The sequence below is a fragment of the Flavobacterium sp. genome, assembly GCF_031537875.1.
In the GTDB taxonomy this organism is placed as follows: domain Bacteria; phylum Bacteroidota; class Bacteroidia; order Flavobacteriales; family Flavobacteriaceae; genus Flavobacterium.
Map to the genome: position 1 here is coordinate 243883 of NZ_JAVKNB010000009.1, position 16336 is coordinate 260218.

Consider the following 16336-nt stretch of genomic DNA (forward strand, 5'->3'; position numbering starts at 1 on the left):
AAATTTAGATAGCGTTGATAATAGCTACAAAATCATCTGCTTTCAAAGCAGCTCCACCGATAAGACCTCCGTCTACATCTGGTTTAGAGAAAATTTCTTTTGCATTTTCAGGTTTCACACTTCCTCCGTAAAGGATTGAAACATTTTCAGCAACATCACTTCCGAAAGATTTACGTACAGTTTCTCTGATGAATTCGTGCATTTCTTGTGCTTGTTCTGGAGAAGCTGTTTCTCCTGTTCCAATAGCCCAAACTGGTTCGTAAGCCAAAACAACATTTTCCCAGTCGTTAGCATTAATGTGGAATAAACCATCTTTTAATTGGTTTTCAACAACGTTAAAATGATTGTTTGATTGACGATCTTTTAATTCTTCTCCAAAACAAAAAATAACAGTCATATCATGTTCTAAAGCAGCATCTACTTTACTTGCAATTAAAGCATCTGTTTCGTGGAAAATAGCTCTACGCTCAGAGTGTCCAAGGATTACAGTATTTACACCAACACTTTTTAACATATCAGCTGAAATTTCTCCAGTGAACGCACCGCTTTCTGCTTGGTGAACGTTTTGTGCAGCTACATCGATAGTAGTAAATTCTAAATGGTCTACTGCTGATGCTAAGTTAACAAATGTAGGAGCAACAATAACTTGTGCAGTACTTTCAGTTGGTACTTTAGCAATCAATTCATTCAATAAATCTTCAGTTTGCTCAGCGTTTTTATGCATTTTCCAGTTTCCTGCAACAATCTTTTTTCTCATTTTAGTTGTATTTATTATAATAGTTTTTAGTTTATTTAAGTTGGTTTAAAGTTGTATTTAGGAGTTCAAAATCAGTTTCGATAGCTCGATAGATGATGATTTTTCCTGTTTTATCCAAAATGATATATCTTGGAATCCAATCCAAATCAATGGCTTGTCCAAAAACACCTTTCATTTGGTCGTTAGCCATATAATGATCTCCTTTCAATTCGTGTTTTTCAATTCCAGCTTTCCATTTATCAGACGTTTTGTCCATCGAAATAAATGTAAAAGCTACTTCAGGATGATTCGCTTGTAATTCTTTAACTTTTGGCATTGCTTTTACACAATCGCCACACCAAGATGCCCAAACTTCAATTACGGTAGTTTTTCCTTCTTGCTTCTTGATAATGTCTTTAAAAGCTACTTGACTTCCGTCAGTTGCCAAAAGTGTTTCTGACAAAGCGATTGTAGAAAAAGTTTTTTTCTGTGCGTTGCTCGTGCAAGAAAATGTTGCAAAAGCGATTAGTAAGGCAATTAGTTTTTTCATCATTATAAATAGTAGCAAAGTTAATTTAAACTCAATTGATAGCGTGTTTTTGATTGAATATCACCTGTTTCAATAACGTTATAGTTAATAAATAAGCAACTTATTAACTGAAATTTCAAACTATAATTTCAAATCTTGAATGTCATTATAATGTACTTTTTGTTTCACAGTACCTTTGTCTAAAATTACGATACTTGGATTAGCTCTTTCAATAGTTTTTAAAGCGGTTGCATCACAGAAATAAAAATCAAATGTAAATCCGTATTCTTTTTTTGTTTTTTCAATTTGTTCTGGAGCTGAACCTGTCATTCCAATAACCGTGTACCCTTTTGCGGTAGCCTTTTGTTTTAGACTTTCTAATTGAGCCAATCCATCTTTGTTTGAAACAGCTAGGTCGTAAGTAACAAAAACTACTAGTTTTGGGTTTTGTAACAATTCGTCTTTATAGTCAGAACCGTCTTTTTCCATAGCAAAATCATGAATAGGAGGAACGTAACCTTCTACAATTACTTTGTCTTTTCGATCTACAAAAGTGGCTCCAGTTGGAATTTTCATTAAATCTTTTTCGGTAAATTCAGTGTCAACACCGTTTACTTTATAGATAAATGTCATTTCTACAACGGATTGTGGCGCTCCTTCTGGAATTTCCATTCCTTTTTGAATGTTGTTACCTACTTTAAAGGGTCTAAAATCAATGATTGGTAAATGATGCAACACCCAATACCCCATAAAACTGCACAAACCAATGCTTAAGATAAATAAGGTGTTTTGAATTTGCGCTTTGAATAAAGGTTGTATCAATTTGACATTAAAGAATAAAATCAAAATGAAAAACAATAAAACGACATCCTTAGTAAACGATTGCCAAGGTGTTAAATGCAACGCATCTCCAAAACATCCGCAATCTTTAACTACATTAAAATAAGCAGAATAGAATGTTAGAAAGGTGAATTTAACGATTAGTAGTAATAAAAGCCAAACCGTTAGTTTTGATTTAAAACCAATTAATAACATAATTCCCAAAACGACTTCGAGAATAACTAAAAAGAGCGCTATTGCTAATGAAAATGGGACGAAGAAAGGTAAGTTAAAAACAGGTTCGCCGAAATATTCGGCCAATTTGTATGAAAAACCTAGTGGGTCATTCAGTTTGATTAATCCTGAAATAATAAAGAGTATTCCAACAAAAATTCTTGAAAATTGGGTGATACTATTTTTGAGCTTTGTCATAATTTAGGAATTTGAGATACGGATGATTTATTTCATTAAAATTAATGCAAAAACAGCATAATTAATCATGTCTTGGTAATTAGCATCAATTCCTTCCGAAACTAATGTTTTTCCTTTGTTGTCTTCAATTTGCTTCACACGAAGTAATTTTTGAAGTATCAAATCTGTCAAAGAACTCACTCGCATTTCGCGCCAAGCTTCCCCATAATCATGGTTTTTATTTTCCATTAATTCTTTGGTGGCAGCGATTTTAGCATCGTACAATTGGGTTGCTTTTTCCACATCCAAATCAGGTTGATCAACAACACCTAATTCCAATTGGATTAAAGCCATAATAGAATAATTGATGATTCCGATGAATTCTCCTGATTCGTCTTCGTTAACTTTACGAACCTCGTTTTCTTGTAAACTTCTGATTCGTTGTGCTTTAATAAATATTTGGTCAGTAAGCGATGGCAATCGTAAAATACGCCAAGCACTTCCGTAATCTTTCATTTTTTTGGTAAATAAATCGCGACATACCGCAACAACGGCATCATATTCTTGTGAAGTATTCTTCATTATTGATGTATATTTGTATTCAAAATTTTTCAAAAATAAGAATAATTTTTCTGAAAGAAGAAAAACAAGCTCTTTAAAACCAGATTGAAATGACGATTAATTGCAAAGGACAGCTTATCGATTTAACGAAGCCTAAAGTAATGGGAATTCTAAACCTAACTCCGAATTCTTTTTTTGATGGTGGGAAGTATACAAATGAAGCCGAAATTATAGCTCAAGTTGGAAAAATGCTTTCAGAAGGGGCAACTTTTATTGATATTGGTGCGTATTCGAGTAAACCCAATGCCGAATTTGTTTCTGTCGAAGAAGAAATGGCGCGAATTGTTCCAATTGTTGAGTTGCTCGTACAGCAGTTTCCTCAAATTTTAATCTCAATTGATACTTTTCGCTCTGAAGTAGCTGAAGCTTGTATTCTAAAAGGAGCAGCTTTAATTAATGATATTGCAGCAGGCAAATTAGACGATACTATGTTAAATACTATTGCTAAACACAATGTGCCTTATATTATGATGCACATGAGAGGGAATCCTCAAACCATGCAATCGCTAACGGAATACCAGGATGTGGTCAAGGAAATGATTTTATATTTCTCAGAACGAATTGCGGCTGCCAGAAGTTTAGGTATTAATGATTTGATTATTGATCCTGGATTTGGCTTTGCCAAAACGGTAGAACAAAATTATGAAGTGCTTCAAAAAATGGAGTTGTTCCAACAATTGGATTTGCCAATTTTAGCAGGTATTTCTAGAAAATCAATGATATATAAAGTCCTGAATTGTAATGCTTCAGAGTCACTTAATGGAACAACGGTTTTAAATACAGTTTCCTTATTAAAAGGAGCGAATATCCTTCGGGTTCACGATGTGAAAGAAGCAGTGGAATGTGTCACTTTATTTAATGCAATCAACTAAATGAAATATTTAAGTTTAATCCTCTTGTTCGTTTTGTTTTCTTGCGGAAAAGATGCAACGATTTTATTGCCTAAGTCGGATATTTCGATTGTTAAAGACATTCAAGATTATTCGTCTATTTACTTGTTTTTTAGAACGAATGGTAAAGATACTTTGGTAGAAGTAAATAGGAAAAATTCGATTAGTTCGACTAATTGGATTTTTCATATTGATAAGCGTTTGCCTTTGCGATTGGTCGTGCCAGAAATTATAAAACTACAGGCTAAAAAGGAGGGAAGCGCCCATAAAAGTGAAACTTCAGAGAATTATTTTTCGTACTCAGATAGTGTTCATAAAAATTTAGCTTTTATTCCATTCACTAAGTTGCAATTTAAACTGACAAGCCCAAAGTCGGATTCTATTGTTTATTTTTCAAAGAATGGCGATGCGCTTCAAAAATTGAAAAATAGTTTAGGTAGAACTAGTTTAGGTTTTGATAAAAATATGAATTTTGAAGAGTATATTCAGTATAAAATAGCTATTCAACAATTGAATTTACAGAATGTCTCTGAAGCAGAATTTATCTATTGAAAAACGAATTCGTAATTCGTACATTTAATATCGTATATCGTACTTCGTAAATCACTGATGATGATACGGTTCGTTTCTTAAAATTGTAAACCCGCGATACAGTTGTTCGATAAAGAATAAACGCACCATTTGATGTGAGAATGTCATCAATGATAGAGAGATTTTGCCTTGCGCTTTAGCATAAACGGTATCCGAAAACCCATAGGGACCGCCAATTACAAAGACTAAGGTCTTGACTCCTGAATTCATCTTTTTTTGTAATTCTTCTGAAAAACCAACACTTGAAAAATTCTTTCCATTTTCATCCAATAAAATCAGTTGATCCGTTGGAGTGATTTTAGCCAAAATCAATTCGCCTTCCTTTTCTTTTTGTTGGCTTTCGGATAAGTTTTTCACGTTTTTAATATCAGGAATGATATCCAATTCAAATTTGATATAAAAAGACAAGCGCTTGGTGTAATCATCAATTAATGATTGTAGTGCTTTGTTATCAGTTTTGCCAATAGCGATGAGTTTGATGTTCATTATTGTGTTGATTTCAAAAGGCAAAGATAGGGTTTTGATAAAAAAATGCCGTTGTATTGTTAAATCGATTTTTAAAGATTATGTAGTGTAGCGATTTTTTTAATGACTTTTAATAATAACCCTATTTTTTGAAGGGGTTCAATTTAAGATTTGTTAATTGTTTTGGTAACACCCCTGTTTTTAAATTTAAAATTTCACAATTTTCGTAAAAAATGAAAAAAATATATTGTGTTGATTATTTATTTTTGCGCAACACTTTAAAAATGATAATTATGTTAGATGTAGGCTTAACTACTTTTATGATTCTTGCCACTAGTTTGGTAATGTTAATGACACCAGGACTTGCTTTTTTCTATGGTGGATTAGGATGTAATAAGAATATTTTGAGTATCATGATGCAAAGTTTTGTTTCTATGGGAATCAGTACTGTGCTGTGGTTTGCTTTTGGATATTCAGTTTGTTTTAGCGGAACGATGGATGCTGGAAATGATTTTTTTGGAATCATTGGAAATTTTAACAAGGCATTTTATCACGGGATTACTCCATCCACTTTGTATTCGTCAGACAAACGTTTTCCAGAGTACATTTTTATAGCCTACCAAATGATGTTTGCTATCATTACTCCAGCGCTGATAACGGGTGCATTCATCAATCGAGTGTCATTTAAATCGTATGTGGTTTTCCTTATCTTATGGCAAATATTTGTGTATTATCCTTTCGTTCACATGGTTTGGGGTGGCGGATTGTTAGCTGAGTGGGGTGTGTTTGATTTTGCAGGTGGAATCACAGTTCATGCAACGGCTGGTTTTGCTGCTTTGGCTTCAGTTTATTTTGTTGGAAAACGTCAAAAATCGCACGAACCTAACAATATTCCTTTAGTTGCTATTGGAACGGCTTTATTATGGTTTGGTTGGTACGGATTTAATGCAGGAAGTGAGTTGGCAGTGAATTCGGTAACTATTTCGGCATTTTTAAATACAGATACTGCAGCTTCATTTGCAGCGGTGACTTGGTTGTTAATTGAATGGAATACAGGTAAAAAGAAACCTACTTTTATTGGTTTAATGACTGGAGCAGTGGCTGGATTAGCAACTATCACACCTGCTGCAGGATATGTTGATATTTATTCTTCGGCTATTATTGGAATTATAGCTGCTGTTGGCTGTTTTGCAGCGGTAAAATACAAAGAACATAAAGGTTGGGATGATGCTTTAGATGTTTGGGGAGTACATGGTATGGGTGGAATTATAGGGACAATCTGTCTGGGATTCTTTGCTAATAGCCAAATTAATGCTCTTGTGCCAAATGGATTATTCTTTGGAGGTGATGGTATGCTGTTGTTTAAAGAATGTGTTGCCATTTTATTTGCTACGAGTTATGCCTTTATTTTTACAGTTTTATTATTTAAAATCATCAATAAATTTATTCCAGTTCGTGTGAACGAAGAAGATCAAACAGTTGGATTGGATATATTACATCACGGGGAAGTGGCTAGACAAACACACAACTAAAAATACTTCTCGAATTGAAAAGGGTAACATTTTATGTTGCCCTTTTTTTGTTTTTAGAGAGTGACAATTATACTAGCTTCAAATTTTTAAATCCCCAAAAATATGCTACTTTAGCAATTCATAAAAAAGGTAAAAATGATTAGTGATTCCCAATTCAAAAAAGAGTTAGCGCTTTTGATTGCCAATGCGATACGTGAAGATGTAGGTCCTGGAGATTATAGTTCGTTGGCTTGTATTCCAGCTTCTGCGAATGGAAATGCTAAACTATTGGTAAAAGAAGATGGGATTATTGCGGGTGTCTCTTTTGCAAAAATGATATTTGAATATGTGGATGTTGATTTGAAAATGGAAACCTTTATTGAAGATGGGACTTTTGTTGAAAAAGGGGATATAGTTTTTCATGTTTCGGGCAATTCGCAATCTATTTTGAAAGCAGAACGCGTGGTGTTGAATTCGATGCAACGCATGTCTGCTATTGCCACAAAAACCAACCAATACGTTCAATTGTTGGAAGGGACAAAAACTAAAATTCTTGACACTCGTAAAACGACTCCAGGTTTTCGTGCTCCAGAAAAATGGGCGGTCAAAATTGGAGGAGGAGAGAACCATCGTTTTGCCTTGTATGATATGATCATGTTGAAGGATAATCATATTGATTTTGCAGGTGGAATTACTTTGGCTATAGCCAAAACAAAAGAATATCTTAAAGCCAATAATTTAGATTTAAAAATTATTGTTGAAGCTCGTGATTTAGAGGAAATTGAAGAGATTTTGAAAAGTGATGGTGTACATCGCATTTTGATTGACAATTTTAATTATGAAGATACTCGTAAAGCAGTGGCTTTAATTGGAAATAAATGTCAAACGGAATCTTCCGGAAATATTAACGAAACCACGATTCGTCATTATGCAGCATGTGGTGTGGATTATATTTCCTCAGGTGCGTTGACGCATTCAGTGATTAATATGGACTTAAGTTTAAAAGCATTTTAATATGTCGATAGAGATAGAAAGCAGGCTTTTAAAGTTGCCACTACTGCGAAATTTAGTTCGCGTATTGCAACGCATTCAATTACCTTGGTTAGAGGGGTTATCTTTGTATGATTTGATGGAATTGTATATTCTTGGAATTGTAGAGGGCGGTTTGACCTATCACGCCAGCGCAGTCGCGTTTAGCTTTTTCATGGCTTTGTTTCCCTTTGCTTTATTTATATTGAACTTGATTCCATACATTCCCATCCAAGGTTTTCAAGCCGATTTTTTGGAGTTTGTAAAAGAAGGAGTTCCTCCCAATACCTATGACGCTATTTATAAAATTATTAATGATATTTTGAATAACAGTCATTCAGGATTGTTGTCCTCAGGTTTTTTATTGTCTATTTTCTTGATGGCAAATGGAATTTCTGGAATAATTAGTGGGTTTGAATCTTCTAAACATGTATTGGTAAAACGAGGCTTTTTACGACAGTATGTAGTAGCTTTAGGGATTTCAATGGTGCTGTCGGTGCTATTGATAGTTACCGTTGCTGCAATTGTTATTTTTGAGGTAATCATTCAGCAAACCATTATTCAAGACGTGTTGAGTGACCAAGTCCCTTTGATAGAAATGGGAAGGTATGCTTTTGTAATTCTAATGATTTTAATCACAAGTTCGATTTTGTTGCGTTATGGAACAAAGCAGTTTCATAAACCCCGTTTCATCAGTATTGGTTCTGTTTTTACAACAGTATTAATTATTATTTCTTCGTACTTTTTTGGGATTTGGGTAATCAAATTTTCAAAGTACAATGAATTGTATGGTTCTATAGGAACCTTGTTGATTTTAATGTTTTACATTTGGATCAACTGTATGATTCTTTTATTAGGGTTCGAATTGAATGCTACTATAGCTAAATTGAAGAAACAAAAAGCGGCGCAATTATCCTAAATCAATTACATATGAAACACTATTGCATTTTATTTTTACTATTCTTTTCAATAACTATGAATTCTCAATCCATAGTTGGAAAATGGAAAACTATTGACGACGAAACAGGCGAAGCCAAATCGATTGTAGAACTGTTTCTGAAGTCGGGAAAAATGTATGCCAAAGTAGTCGAAGTTTTAGATGTAGCCAATAAAAATAGTCTGTGCCAAAAGTGTTCTGGCGAAGATAAAAACAAACCTATTTTAGGACTGACCATTATAAAGGGATTGTCTAAAGAAGGTGCTGAATATACTTCAGGTGAAATTTTAGATCCTAAAAATGGTAAATTGTATAAATGCGCCATTTCTCTAGAATCAAAAGATAAGCTTAAGGTTCGTGGTTATATAGGTTTTTCTTTGTTAGGAAGAACTCAGTACTGGCATCGAGTTAACTAACAAGTATTCAACCCATGTATTTTGTCGAAGTAATTTTACCGCTTTCTCTTGCTAAAACCTTTACTTATGAGGTTTCTGAGGCCGAATTTCATTTTGTGAAAAATGGAATGAGGGTGGTAGTACCTTTTGGCAAAAGTAAAATGTATACAGCACTTATCATTGACAAACATCAAAATGAGCCGACGTTATACGAAGCGAAAGAAATCGATCAAATTTTGGATGAAAAACCCATTGTGACCGAATTCCAAATTGCCCATTGGCAATGGATTGCAAGTTATTACATGTGTGCGATTGGAGATGTGTATCGCGGCGCCATGCCAAGTGCGTTATTGTTAGAAAGCGAAACGATTATTACTCAAAAATCATCCGTTGTGGAGGAAGAAAGTTTACTTTCTGACGAGGAATTTCTTATTTATCAAGCCTTACAACAACAGAGTTCGTTAAAAATTCAGGATATAACGGCTATTTTGAATAAGAAAAATATTTTTCCAGTTATCCAAAAATTGATTGACAAAAATATTTTGGTGCTCCAAGAAGAAGTTCAGGAATTGTATAAACCGAAATTAGTACGTTATGTTCGCTTGCATTCTAAATACAATTCTAATTCAGGTTTGAATGATTTGTTGGAAATGCTTAAAAGCGCAGCCAAACAAAGAGAGGTGGTTTTGACTTATTTTCAGTTGAATGCAGTAGAGAAAAAGCCAATTTCGGTAAAGCAATTAGTAGAAGTTGCTAATTCGTCTTCAGCCATAGTGAAAGCACTAATTGAAAAAGAAATACTAGAAGAGTATCTTATTCAAGAAGACAGAGTCAATTTTGAGGGGAATGCACAAGAAACTGATTTGCAATTGAGCGTCGCTCAACAACGCGCTTTTGAGGAAATCAAAGGTCGATTCGCAGAAAAAGAAGTGTGTTTGCTGCACGGAGTGACATCGAGCGGAAAGACAGAAATTTACATTAAACTCATCGAGGAACAACTAGCAACAGGAAAACAAGTACTGTATCTCTTACCTGAAATTGCTTTAACTACCCAATTAGTTGGACGCTTACGAACTTATTTTGGAGACAAAGTAGGGGTATACCACTCCAAATACAGTAATAATGAACGGGTGGAGTTGTGGAGGCAAGTCCTAGAAAAATCACCTAAAGCACAAATAGTAATTGGTGCGAGATCAGCATTGTTCTTACCATTTTCCGATTTAAGTTTGATTATTGTCGACGAAGAACACGAGCAAACGTTCAAACAAGTAGATCCAGCACCAAGGTACCATGCCCGTGATGCAGCAATTGTTTTGGCTCATTCGCATCAGGCTAAAGTGCTTTTAGGTTCGGCAACGCCAAGTATTGAATCGTATTTTAATGCCCAATCCGATAAATATGGTTTGGTCGAAATTACAGAGCGTTTTGGTAGAGTGCAGTTGCCAGAAATTGAATTGGTAGATTTAAAAGACAGTTATTTCCGTAAAAAAATGACGGGTCATTTTAGTAATTCGTTGATTGAATCGATAACTACGGCTCTGTCTTTGGGAGAACAAGTGATTCTATTTCAAAATAGGAGAGGGTATTCACCAATAATTGAATGTCTTACTTGTGGGAATGTACCTCAATGCCAACAATGTGATGTGAGTTTGACTTATCACAAACACAAGAATCAATTGCGTTGTCATTATTGCGGTTATTCGATGGCTAAACCTACGCATTGTCATAGTTGTTCCAGTATTGATTTGGCTACCAAAGGTTTTGGAACGGAACAAATAGAACAAGAATTACTATCTATTTTTCCTAATGCCAAAACTGGACGTATGGATCAGGATACCACCCGAGGAAAATTTGGTTTTGAGAAAATTATTGATAGTTTTAAAAATCAGGAAATAGAAATTTTAGTTGGAACCCAAATGTTAGCTAAAGGCTTGGATTTTAACAACGTGAGTTTAGTGGGTATTATGAATGCCGATACCATGTTGTATCATCCTGATTTCCGAGCTTTTGAAAGAAGTTTTCAAATGATGACACAGGTTTCTGGACGTTCAGGGCGATCTGAAAAACGAGGAAAAGTAGTTATTCAGACCTATAATCCCAATCACAATACAATCCAGCAAGTGACTAATAATGATTATTTAGGGATGTATACGGAACAATTGTACGATCGTCAGATCTATAAATATCCGCCTTATTTTAGGTTAGTTAAGTTAACACTGAAACATCGTGATTTTGATAAGTTGAAAGAAGGGGCGATGTGGTTGTATCAAGTAATGAGTCAAAATTTAGCATTACCTGTTTTAGGTCCCGAAGAACCACCCATTAGTAGGATAAGAAATGAATATATAAGAACTATTTTAATTAAAATCCCTCATAATTTACCAATTGGAGGTACTAAAAAAACAATTCAAAAAATAATAAATAGTTTTGAGGCTGTTCCGCAATATAGGGCAATAAAAGTGTCAATAAATGTAGATTATTATTAGTTTTTGTTTAAGCAAAAGTTAGTGCTTTTATTAAATCTTCTTTTTTGTGTCGACTCAAAGGTATTTTAGAAGAACCAATTTCAGCAAATTTACTATTATAGCGCTCCACCTTGTCAATGTTAATAATGTACGATTTGTGTACTCGAACAAATTTCTCTTTACTTAAATTATTTTCAAATGATTTCATAGTCGAAAGAACCAGGTTGTTGCCTTCTTCAGTAACCACTTTTACGTAATCTCCAAAAGCTTCAATCCATTTTATTTTAGAAGTGAATATTTTTAATTTCTTGAGATTACTTTTAATGAAAATATGTTCTCCAGAATCTTCTTTAATCTCGTGTTCAAGAGAATGTAAATGCAAAGCACGTTTCACTGCGGTTTCAAACCGATTTAAAGCAACTGGCTTTTGAAGGTAATCGGTGGCGTCATAGTCAAATGCCCGAAGTGCATATTCGGCTTTAGCGGTTACAAAAATGATTTGCGGTTTCGTTTTGAGTCCTTCTAAAAAAGAGAATCCACTAATGACGGGCATTTCAATGTCTAAAAAAATTAAATCTACAGAATGAATAGCCATACAATTACGCGCCTCAATAGCATTAGAAAAATCACCTACTAAATTTAATTGCGGATGATTGTTAACTAATCTTGCTACAATCATTCGTTGAACCGCACTGTCTTCAATTATTAAACAATTTAATTTCATAATTTATTAAGTTACTGATTATCAATACTAAATTTAATTAAAAATTATTTAAAAATTACAAAAGCAGGAGAATATTTACACGAAAATATAATAAAACTAATTATCGCTTGTATATATAAAAGAATTGATTATTTTTGCACCCAATTTAACAAATAAATACATTATTTATGAATCATTATGAAACTGTTTTCATTTTAAATCCCGTTTTATCTGAAGTTCAGGTAAAGGAAACAGTAAGCAAATTTGAAGAATTTCTTACTAGTCGTGGAGCTGAAATGGTATCGAAAGAAGACTGGGGCCTTAAAAAAATGGCTTACGAAATTCAAAACAAGAAAAGTGGTTTTTACCATTTATTCGAATTCAAAGTTGCTGGTGAAGTATTACTTGCTTTTGAAACTGAATTTAGACGTGACGAGAGAGTTATGCGTTTCTTAACTGTAAGTTTAGATAAACACGCAATTTCTTGGGCTGAAAGAAGAAGAACTAAACTTAAATCTCAAAAAGCTTAATTATCATGGCTACATTACAACAATCTGCTTCAGGAAAAAAAGACGGAGATATCAGATATCTTACGCCTTTGAACATAGAAACTAACAAAACTAAAAAGTATTGTCGTTTCAAAAAATCAGGTATCAAATATATCGATTATAAAGATGCTGATTTCTTATTGAAATTCGTTAATGAGCAAGGAAAAATTCTTCCTCGTCGTTTAACCGGAACTTCATTGAAATACCAAAGAAAAGTGTCTGTTGCTGTGAAAAGAGCACGTCACTTAGCTTTAATGCCATACGTGGCCGATTTATTAAAATAATTTAAACTCAGTTGTTGGTTTCTCCCTAAAGAGAACCTAACTTCTATAACAAGGACAACAACATGGAATTGATTCTAAAAAAAGACGTTCAAAATTTAGGTTTTAAAGATGATGTAGTAACTGTAAAAAACGGTTATGGTCGTAACTTTTTAATTCCTCAAGGTTTCGCACAATTAGCAACTCCTTCTGCAAAGAAAGTATTAGCTGAGAACTTGAAACAAAGAGCGCACAAAGAAGCAAAAGTGGTAGCAGATGCAAAAGCATTAGCTGAAACTTTAAAAGCTATCGAAATTAAAATCACTGCAAAAGCAGGTGGTGAAAAATTATTTGGTTCTATTACTAACATTGACATCGCTGCAGCTTTGGCTAATGCAGGTCAAGAAATTGATAGAAAATTCATCACTAGCGGAATTGTTAAACGTACAGGAAAATATACTGCTTCAGTTCGTTTACACAGAGATGTTATCGTAGAATTAGCTTACGAAATTGTTGCTGAAAAAGCATAATTTCTTAACTTATATTTTAAAATCCCGATGTGAGTCGGGATTTTTTTGTTTAATGTCATTGCGAGGAACGAAGCAATCTCATTTTTATATTTTAACAATTTGGAACTAGTTTAAAATGTTCCCTTAATGATATGAAATACTCAAGATTAACCAAAGAACAATTCGAAGAATTACACCCAGAGTTCATCAACTTTTTGGCGAGCCAATCGATTGATAAAGCGGAATGGGATACTATTAAAGAAAATCAACCCGAAGTAGCGGAACAAGAATTAGATGTTTTTTCTGATTTGATTTGGGAAGGGGTATTGACCAAAGCGGAATATTTGGAACATTTTTCTAAAAATCATATTTTTCTTTTCCAATGTTTTGATACCTATGTCAATTCTATTGTGTTAAAATCATTGGTTCCAGAGGTTGATTTTTTAACTAAAGACGGCTTACAATGGTTGAGTGACAATATGTTTACCGAAACTATTGAAATGAAAATAGGTAAAAAAGTATTTACCGAAGAACGAAACGCGTCTGTATTTGCTTTAATTCAGCAAGGCGCTTTCTTAAGTGACGGACAATTATACCAACAAATAAATTCGATTATTGAATCGTAATTGTATTGGTATTTCTATTAATTTGGCTATTTTAGTACACTATTTCAAAAACTAAAATAGCCAATTTTATTTTCTATGGACATTCAAAATACGATTCAAAATTTACGAGAGGAATTAAATCAACACAACTATAATTACTATGTGTTAGATCAACCCACTATTTCGGATTATGAGTTTGATTTGAAATTGGTCCAATTACAAAATTTAGAAAATCAACATCCTGAATTCTTTGATGAAAGTTCTCCTACACAACGTGTTGGAGGTGCCATTACTAAAAATTTTGAAACGGTAGTTCACGAACATCGCATGTACTCTTTGGATAATTCGTATTCTAAAGAAGATTTGTTGGAATGGGAAAAACGAATTCAAAAAGTGTTGGGTGATGTGTCTTTGGAATATACTTGCGAGTTGAAATATGACGGAGCGTCAATTAGTATTACCTACGAAAATGGAAAGCTAAAGCGAGCTGTGACTCGTGGTGACGGTTTTCAAGGAGATGATGTAACCAATAATATCAAGACAATTAAATCGATTCCACTGCAACTGAAAGGTAATTATCCTCCCAAATTTGACGTGCGAGGCGAAATTATTTTACCTTTTGCTGGTTTTGAAAAAATGAATCAGGAATTAATTGAGATAGGCGAATCTCCGTATTCAAATCCTAGGAATACAGCTTCTGGAAGCTTGAAATTACAAGATAGTACTGAAGTAGCCAAAAGGCCTTTAGATTGTTTGTTGTATTTTTTAATTGGAAATCAACTGCCTTTTAATTCGCAGTTTGAAAGTTTAGAAACTGCTAGAGCTTGGGGATTTAAAGCCCCTAAAGAAGCAAAGTTGGCAAGTAATTTGGATCAAGTTTTTCAGTTTATAGATTATTGGGATACACATCGTCATAACTTGCCGTATGAAACGGATGGGGTAGTGGTTAAGGTAAATTCGTTTCAATACCAAGAAGAATTAGGCTTTACTGCTAAATCACCACGATGGGCAATAGCTTATAAATTCAAATCGGAACAAGTAGCAACTCGACTCAACTCTATTTCATACCAAGTGGGTCGTACCGGTGCAATTACACCTGTGGCTAATTTAGAACCCGTTCAATTGGCAGGTACTATTGTAAAACGTGCTTCATTACACAATGCCGACCAAATTGAAAAATTGGATATTCGTGTTGGCGATACTGTTTTTGTTGAAAAAGGTGGAGAAATTATTCCTAAAATTATAGCGGTTGATTTGGCGCAGCGCCCCTTATTTACTGAACCAACGCAGTATATTACCCATTGTCCTGAATGTCAAACTCAATTAGTTCGAAGCGAAGGGGAAGCCAATCATTATTGCCCCAATTTCTATGGTTGTCCGCCACAGATTATAGGGAGAATCCAACATTATATCTCAAGAAAAGCTATGGACATTGAAGGACTTGGGGGCGAAACGGTGGCTTTGTTGTTCAATAATGGTTTGGTTCATAATTATGCTGATTTATATGAATTGACGGTAGAACAAATTTTGCCTTTGGAACGCATGGCACAAAAATCAGCAGAGAACTTAGTAAATGGGGTTGAGCAATCTAAAAATATTCCATTTGAGCGTGTGTTGTTTGCTTTAGGAATTCGTTATGTGGGAGAAACAGTAGCCAAGAAATTAGCGAAACACTATAAAAATATTGATGCTTTACGCCAAGCTAGTTTGATGGATTTAATTTTGGTTGATGAGATAGGAGAACGTATAGCTCAAAGTGTCATTGACTTTTTTGACAATCAAGAAAATCAAATGATTATAGAACGATTGAAAAACTACGGCATTCAATTTGAAATTGTAGAAAAAATAAATCCAGATGCTACAGATAAATTACAAGGCAAAACCTTTGTCGTTTCTGGAGTATTCACTTTATTTTCAAGAGATGAACTAAAACAAGCTATTGAGGATAATGGCGGCAAAGTAGGAAGTTCTATTTCAGCCAAAACCGATTATGTGGTGGCAGGTGACAATATGGGGCCAGCCAAATTAGACAAAGCCAATAAACTCAATATTCCGATAATTTCAGAAGAGGATTTTAAAGCAATGATTGATTAATTATTTTGTTGCATCTTTTTTATCCACATGGTGACCGATACAATTACTGTGATAATAAAAATAAGAGCGACGAATTGCCAATATTCCTTAAAAAAATCAACAAAATAGATTCCTATTAAAATATAGGCAGAAGCAATGCATAATTTCAATGGAATGAATTCGGCATTAGTCCAAGTGGTTTTTATATTGAAGAAATTTTTCATAAAGTTCCGTTTGAA

Annotated in this window: 19 protein-coding genes; 12 read left to right on the top strand and 7 right to left on the bottom strand. The window is 34.0% G+C overall.

Translation table 11 applies throughout. From position 1 onward, the window contains the following. Positions 1 to 4: 4 nt before the first annotated feature. The 4 genes from tpiA to RMR09_RS04880 form a co-directional block, all read right to left on the bottom strand. Positions 5 to 757 carry a triose-phosphate isomerase gene (tpiA, locus tag RMR09_RS04865; protein ID WP_310594683.1) on the bottom strand — a complete coding sequence of 251 codons (753 nt, stop codon included), beginning with the start codon at positions 755 to 757 and terminating at the stop codon, positions 5 to 7. A 31-nt stretch (positions 758 to 788) separates the two neighbouring features. Beyond that, complete coding sequence (locus tag RMR09_RS04870) at positions 789 to 1286, bottom strand: TlpA disulfide reductase family protein (protein ID WP_310594742.1); 498 nt, start codon at positions 1284 to 1286, stop codon at positions 789 to 791. A 120-nt stretch (positions 1287 to 1406) separates the two neighbouring features. Further along, positions 1407 to 2516 (bottom strand): BT_3928 family protein, encoded by a 1110-nt coding sequence (locus tag RMR09_RS04875; RefSeq protein WP_310594684.1) that lies wholly within the window; start codon positions 2514 to 2516, stop codon positions 1407 to 1409. Between the two features lie 27 nt (positions 2517 to 2543). Next, the gene (locus tag RMR09_RS04880; protein ID WP_310594685.1) at positions 2544 to 3077 is read right to left on the bottom strand and encodes a DUF1599 domain-containing protein; all 534 of its coding nucleotides are present in this window, start codon (positions 3075 to 3077) and stop codon (positions 2544 to 2546) included. An 89-nt stretch (positions 3078 to 3166) separates the two neighbouring features. Between RMR09_RS04880 and folP the strand changes: the two genes are divergently transcribed. Further along, a complete protein-coding gene (gene folP, locus RMR09_RS04885; RefSeq protein ID WP_310594686.1) occupies positions 3167 to 3988 on the top strand; it encodes a dihydropteroate synthase in 822 nt (273 codons plus the stop codon). Next, positions 3989 to 4558: a hypothetical protein gene (locus tag RMR09_RS04890; protein WP_310594687.1), complete on the top strand. Its 570-nt coding sequence runs from the start codon at positions 3989 to 3991 to the stop codon at positions 4556 to 4558. Positions 4559 to 4609: 51 nt separating this feature from the next. Here RMR09_RS04890 and rlmH read toward each other — a convergent pair whose 3' ends face one another. Continuing rightward, positions 4610 to 5083 (bottom strand): 23S rRNA (pseudouridine(1915)-N(3))-methyltransferase RlmH, encoded by a 474-nt coding sequence (rlmH, locus tag RMR09_RS04895; protein WP_310594688.1) that lies wholly within the window; start codon positions 5081 to 5083, stop codon positions 4610 to 4612. A gap of 212 nt (positions 5084 to 5295) precedes the next feature. Between rlmH and RMR09_RS04900 the strand changes: the two genes are divergently transcribed. From RMR09_RS04900 to priA, 5 genes are all read left to right on the top strand, one after another. Further along, on the top strand, positions 5296 to 6594 hold the full coding sequence (locus tag RMR09_RS04900; RefSeq protein ID WP_310594689.1) for an ammonium transporter: 1299 nt from the start codon (positions 5296 to 5298) through the stop codon (positions 6592 to 6594). A 135-nt stretch (positions 6595 to 6729) separates the two neighbouring features. Beyond that, entirely contained in the window at positions 6730 to 7587 is an 858-nt protein-coding gene (gene nadC, locus RMR09_RS04905) for a carboxylating nicotinate-nucleotide diphosphorylase (RefSeq protein ID WP_310594690.1), read from the top strand. A gap of 1 nt (position 7588) precedes the next feature. After that, complete coding sequence (locus RMR09_RS04910) at positions 7589 to 8521, top strand: YihY/virulence factor BrkB family protein (RefSeq protein ID WP_310594691.1); 933 nt, start codon at positions 7589 to 7591, stop codon at positions 8519 to 8521. A gap of 11 nt (positions 8522 to 8532) precedes the next feature. Next, a complete protein-coding gene (locus RMR09_RS04915; protein ID WP_310594692.1) occupies positions 8533 to 8955 on the top strand; it encodes a DUF2147 domain-containing protein in 423 nt (140 codons plus the stop codon). A gap of 14 nt (positions 8956 to 8969) precedes the next feature. Next, the gene (priA, locus tag RMR09_RS04920) at positions 8970 to 11420 is read left to right on the top strand and encodes a primosomal protein N' (protein ID WP_310594693.1); all 2451 of its coding nucleotides are present in this window, start codon (positions 8970 to 8972) and stop codon (positions 11418 to 11420) included. 7 nt (positions 11421 to 11427) lie between these two features. Here priA and RMR09_RS04925 read toward each other — a convergent pair whose 3' ends face one another. Continuing rightward, the gene (locus RMR09_RS04925; protein WP_310594694.1) at positions 11428 to 12123 is read right to left on the bottom strand and encodes a LytTR family DNA-binding domain-containing protein; all 696 of its coding nucleotides are present in this window, start codon (positions 12121 to 12123) and stop codon (positions 11428 to 11430) included. 167 nt (positions 12124 to 12290) lie between these two features. Here RMR09_RS04925 and rpsF point away from each other — a divergent pair, with 167 nt between their 5' ends. From rpsF to ligA, 5 genes are all read left to right on the top strand, one after another. Further along, a complete protein-coding gene (rpsF, locus tag RMR09_RS04930) occupies positions 12291 to 12632 on the top strand; it encodes a 30S ribosomal protein S6 (protein WP_296682233.1) in 342 nt (113 codons plus the stop codon). Between the two features lie 5 nt (positions 12633 to 12637). Next, positions 12638 to 12934 (top strand): 30S ribosomal protein S18, encoded by a 297-nt coding sequence (rpsR, locus tag RMR09_RS04935; protein WP_007138295.1) that lies wholly within the window; start codon positions 12638 to 12640, stop codon positions 12932 to 12934. A 62-nt stretch (positions 12935 to 12996) separates the two neighbouring features. Beyond that, a complete protein-coding gene (gene rplI / locus RMR09_RS04940) occupies positions 12997 to 13440 on the top strand; it encodes a 50S ribosomal protein L9 (RefSeq protein ID WP_296682237.1) in 444 nt (147 codons plus the stop codon). A gap of 131 nt (positions 13441 to 13571) precedes the next feature. Continuing rightward, on the top strand, positions 13572 to 14045 hold the full coding sequence (locus RMR09_RS04945) for a DUF6495 family protein (protein ID WP_310594695.1): 474 nt from the start codon (positions 13572 to 13574) through the stop codon (positions 14043 to 14045). A gap of 75 nt (positions 14046 to 14120) precedes the next feature. Further along, a complete protein-coding gene (gene ligA / locus RMR09_RS04950; RefSeq protein WP_310594696.1) occupies positions 14121 to 16118 on the top strand; it encodes an NAD-dependent DNA ligase LigA in 1998 nt (665 codons plus the stop codon). Here ligA and RMR09_RS04955 read toward each other — a convergent pair. Continuing rightward, positions 16115 to 16321 (bottom strand): hypothetical protein, encoded by a 207-nt coding sequence (locus RMR09_RS04955; protein ID WP_310594697.1) that lies wholly within the window; start codon positions 16319 to 16321, stop codon positions 16115 to 16117. The genes ligA and RMR09_RS04955 overlap by 4 nt on opposite strands. Between the last annotated feature and the right edge of the window lie 15 nt (positions 16322 to 16336).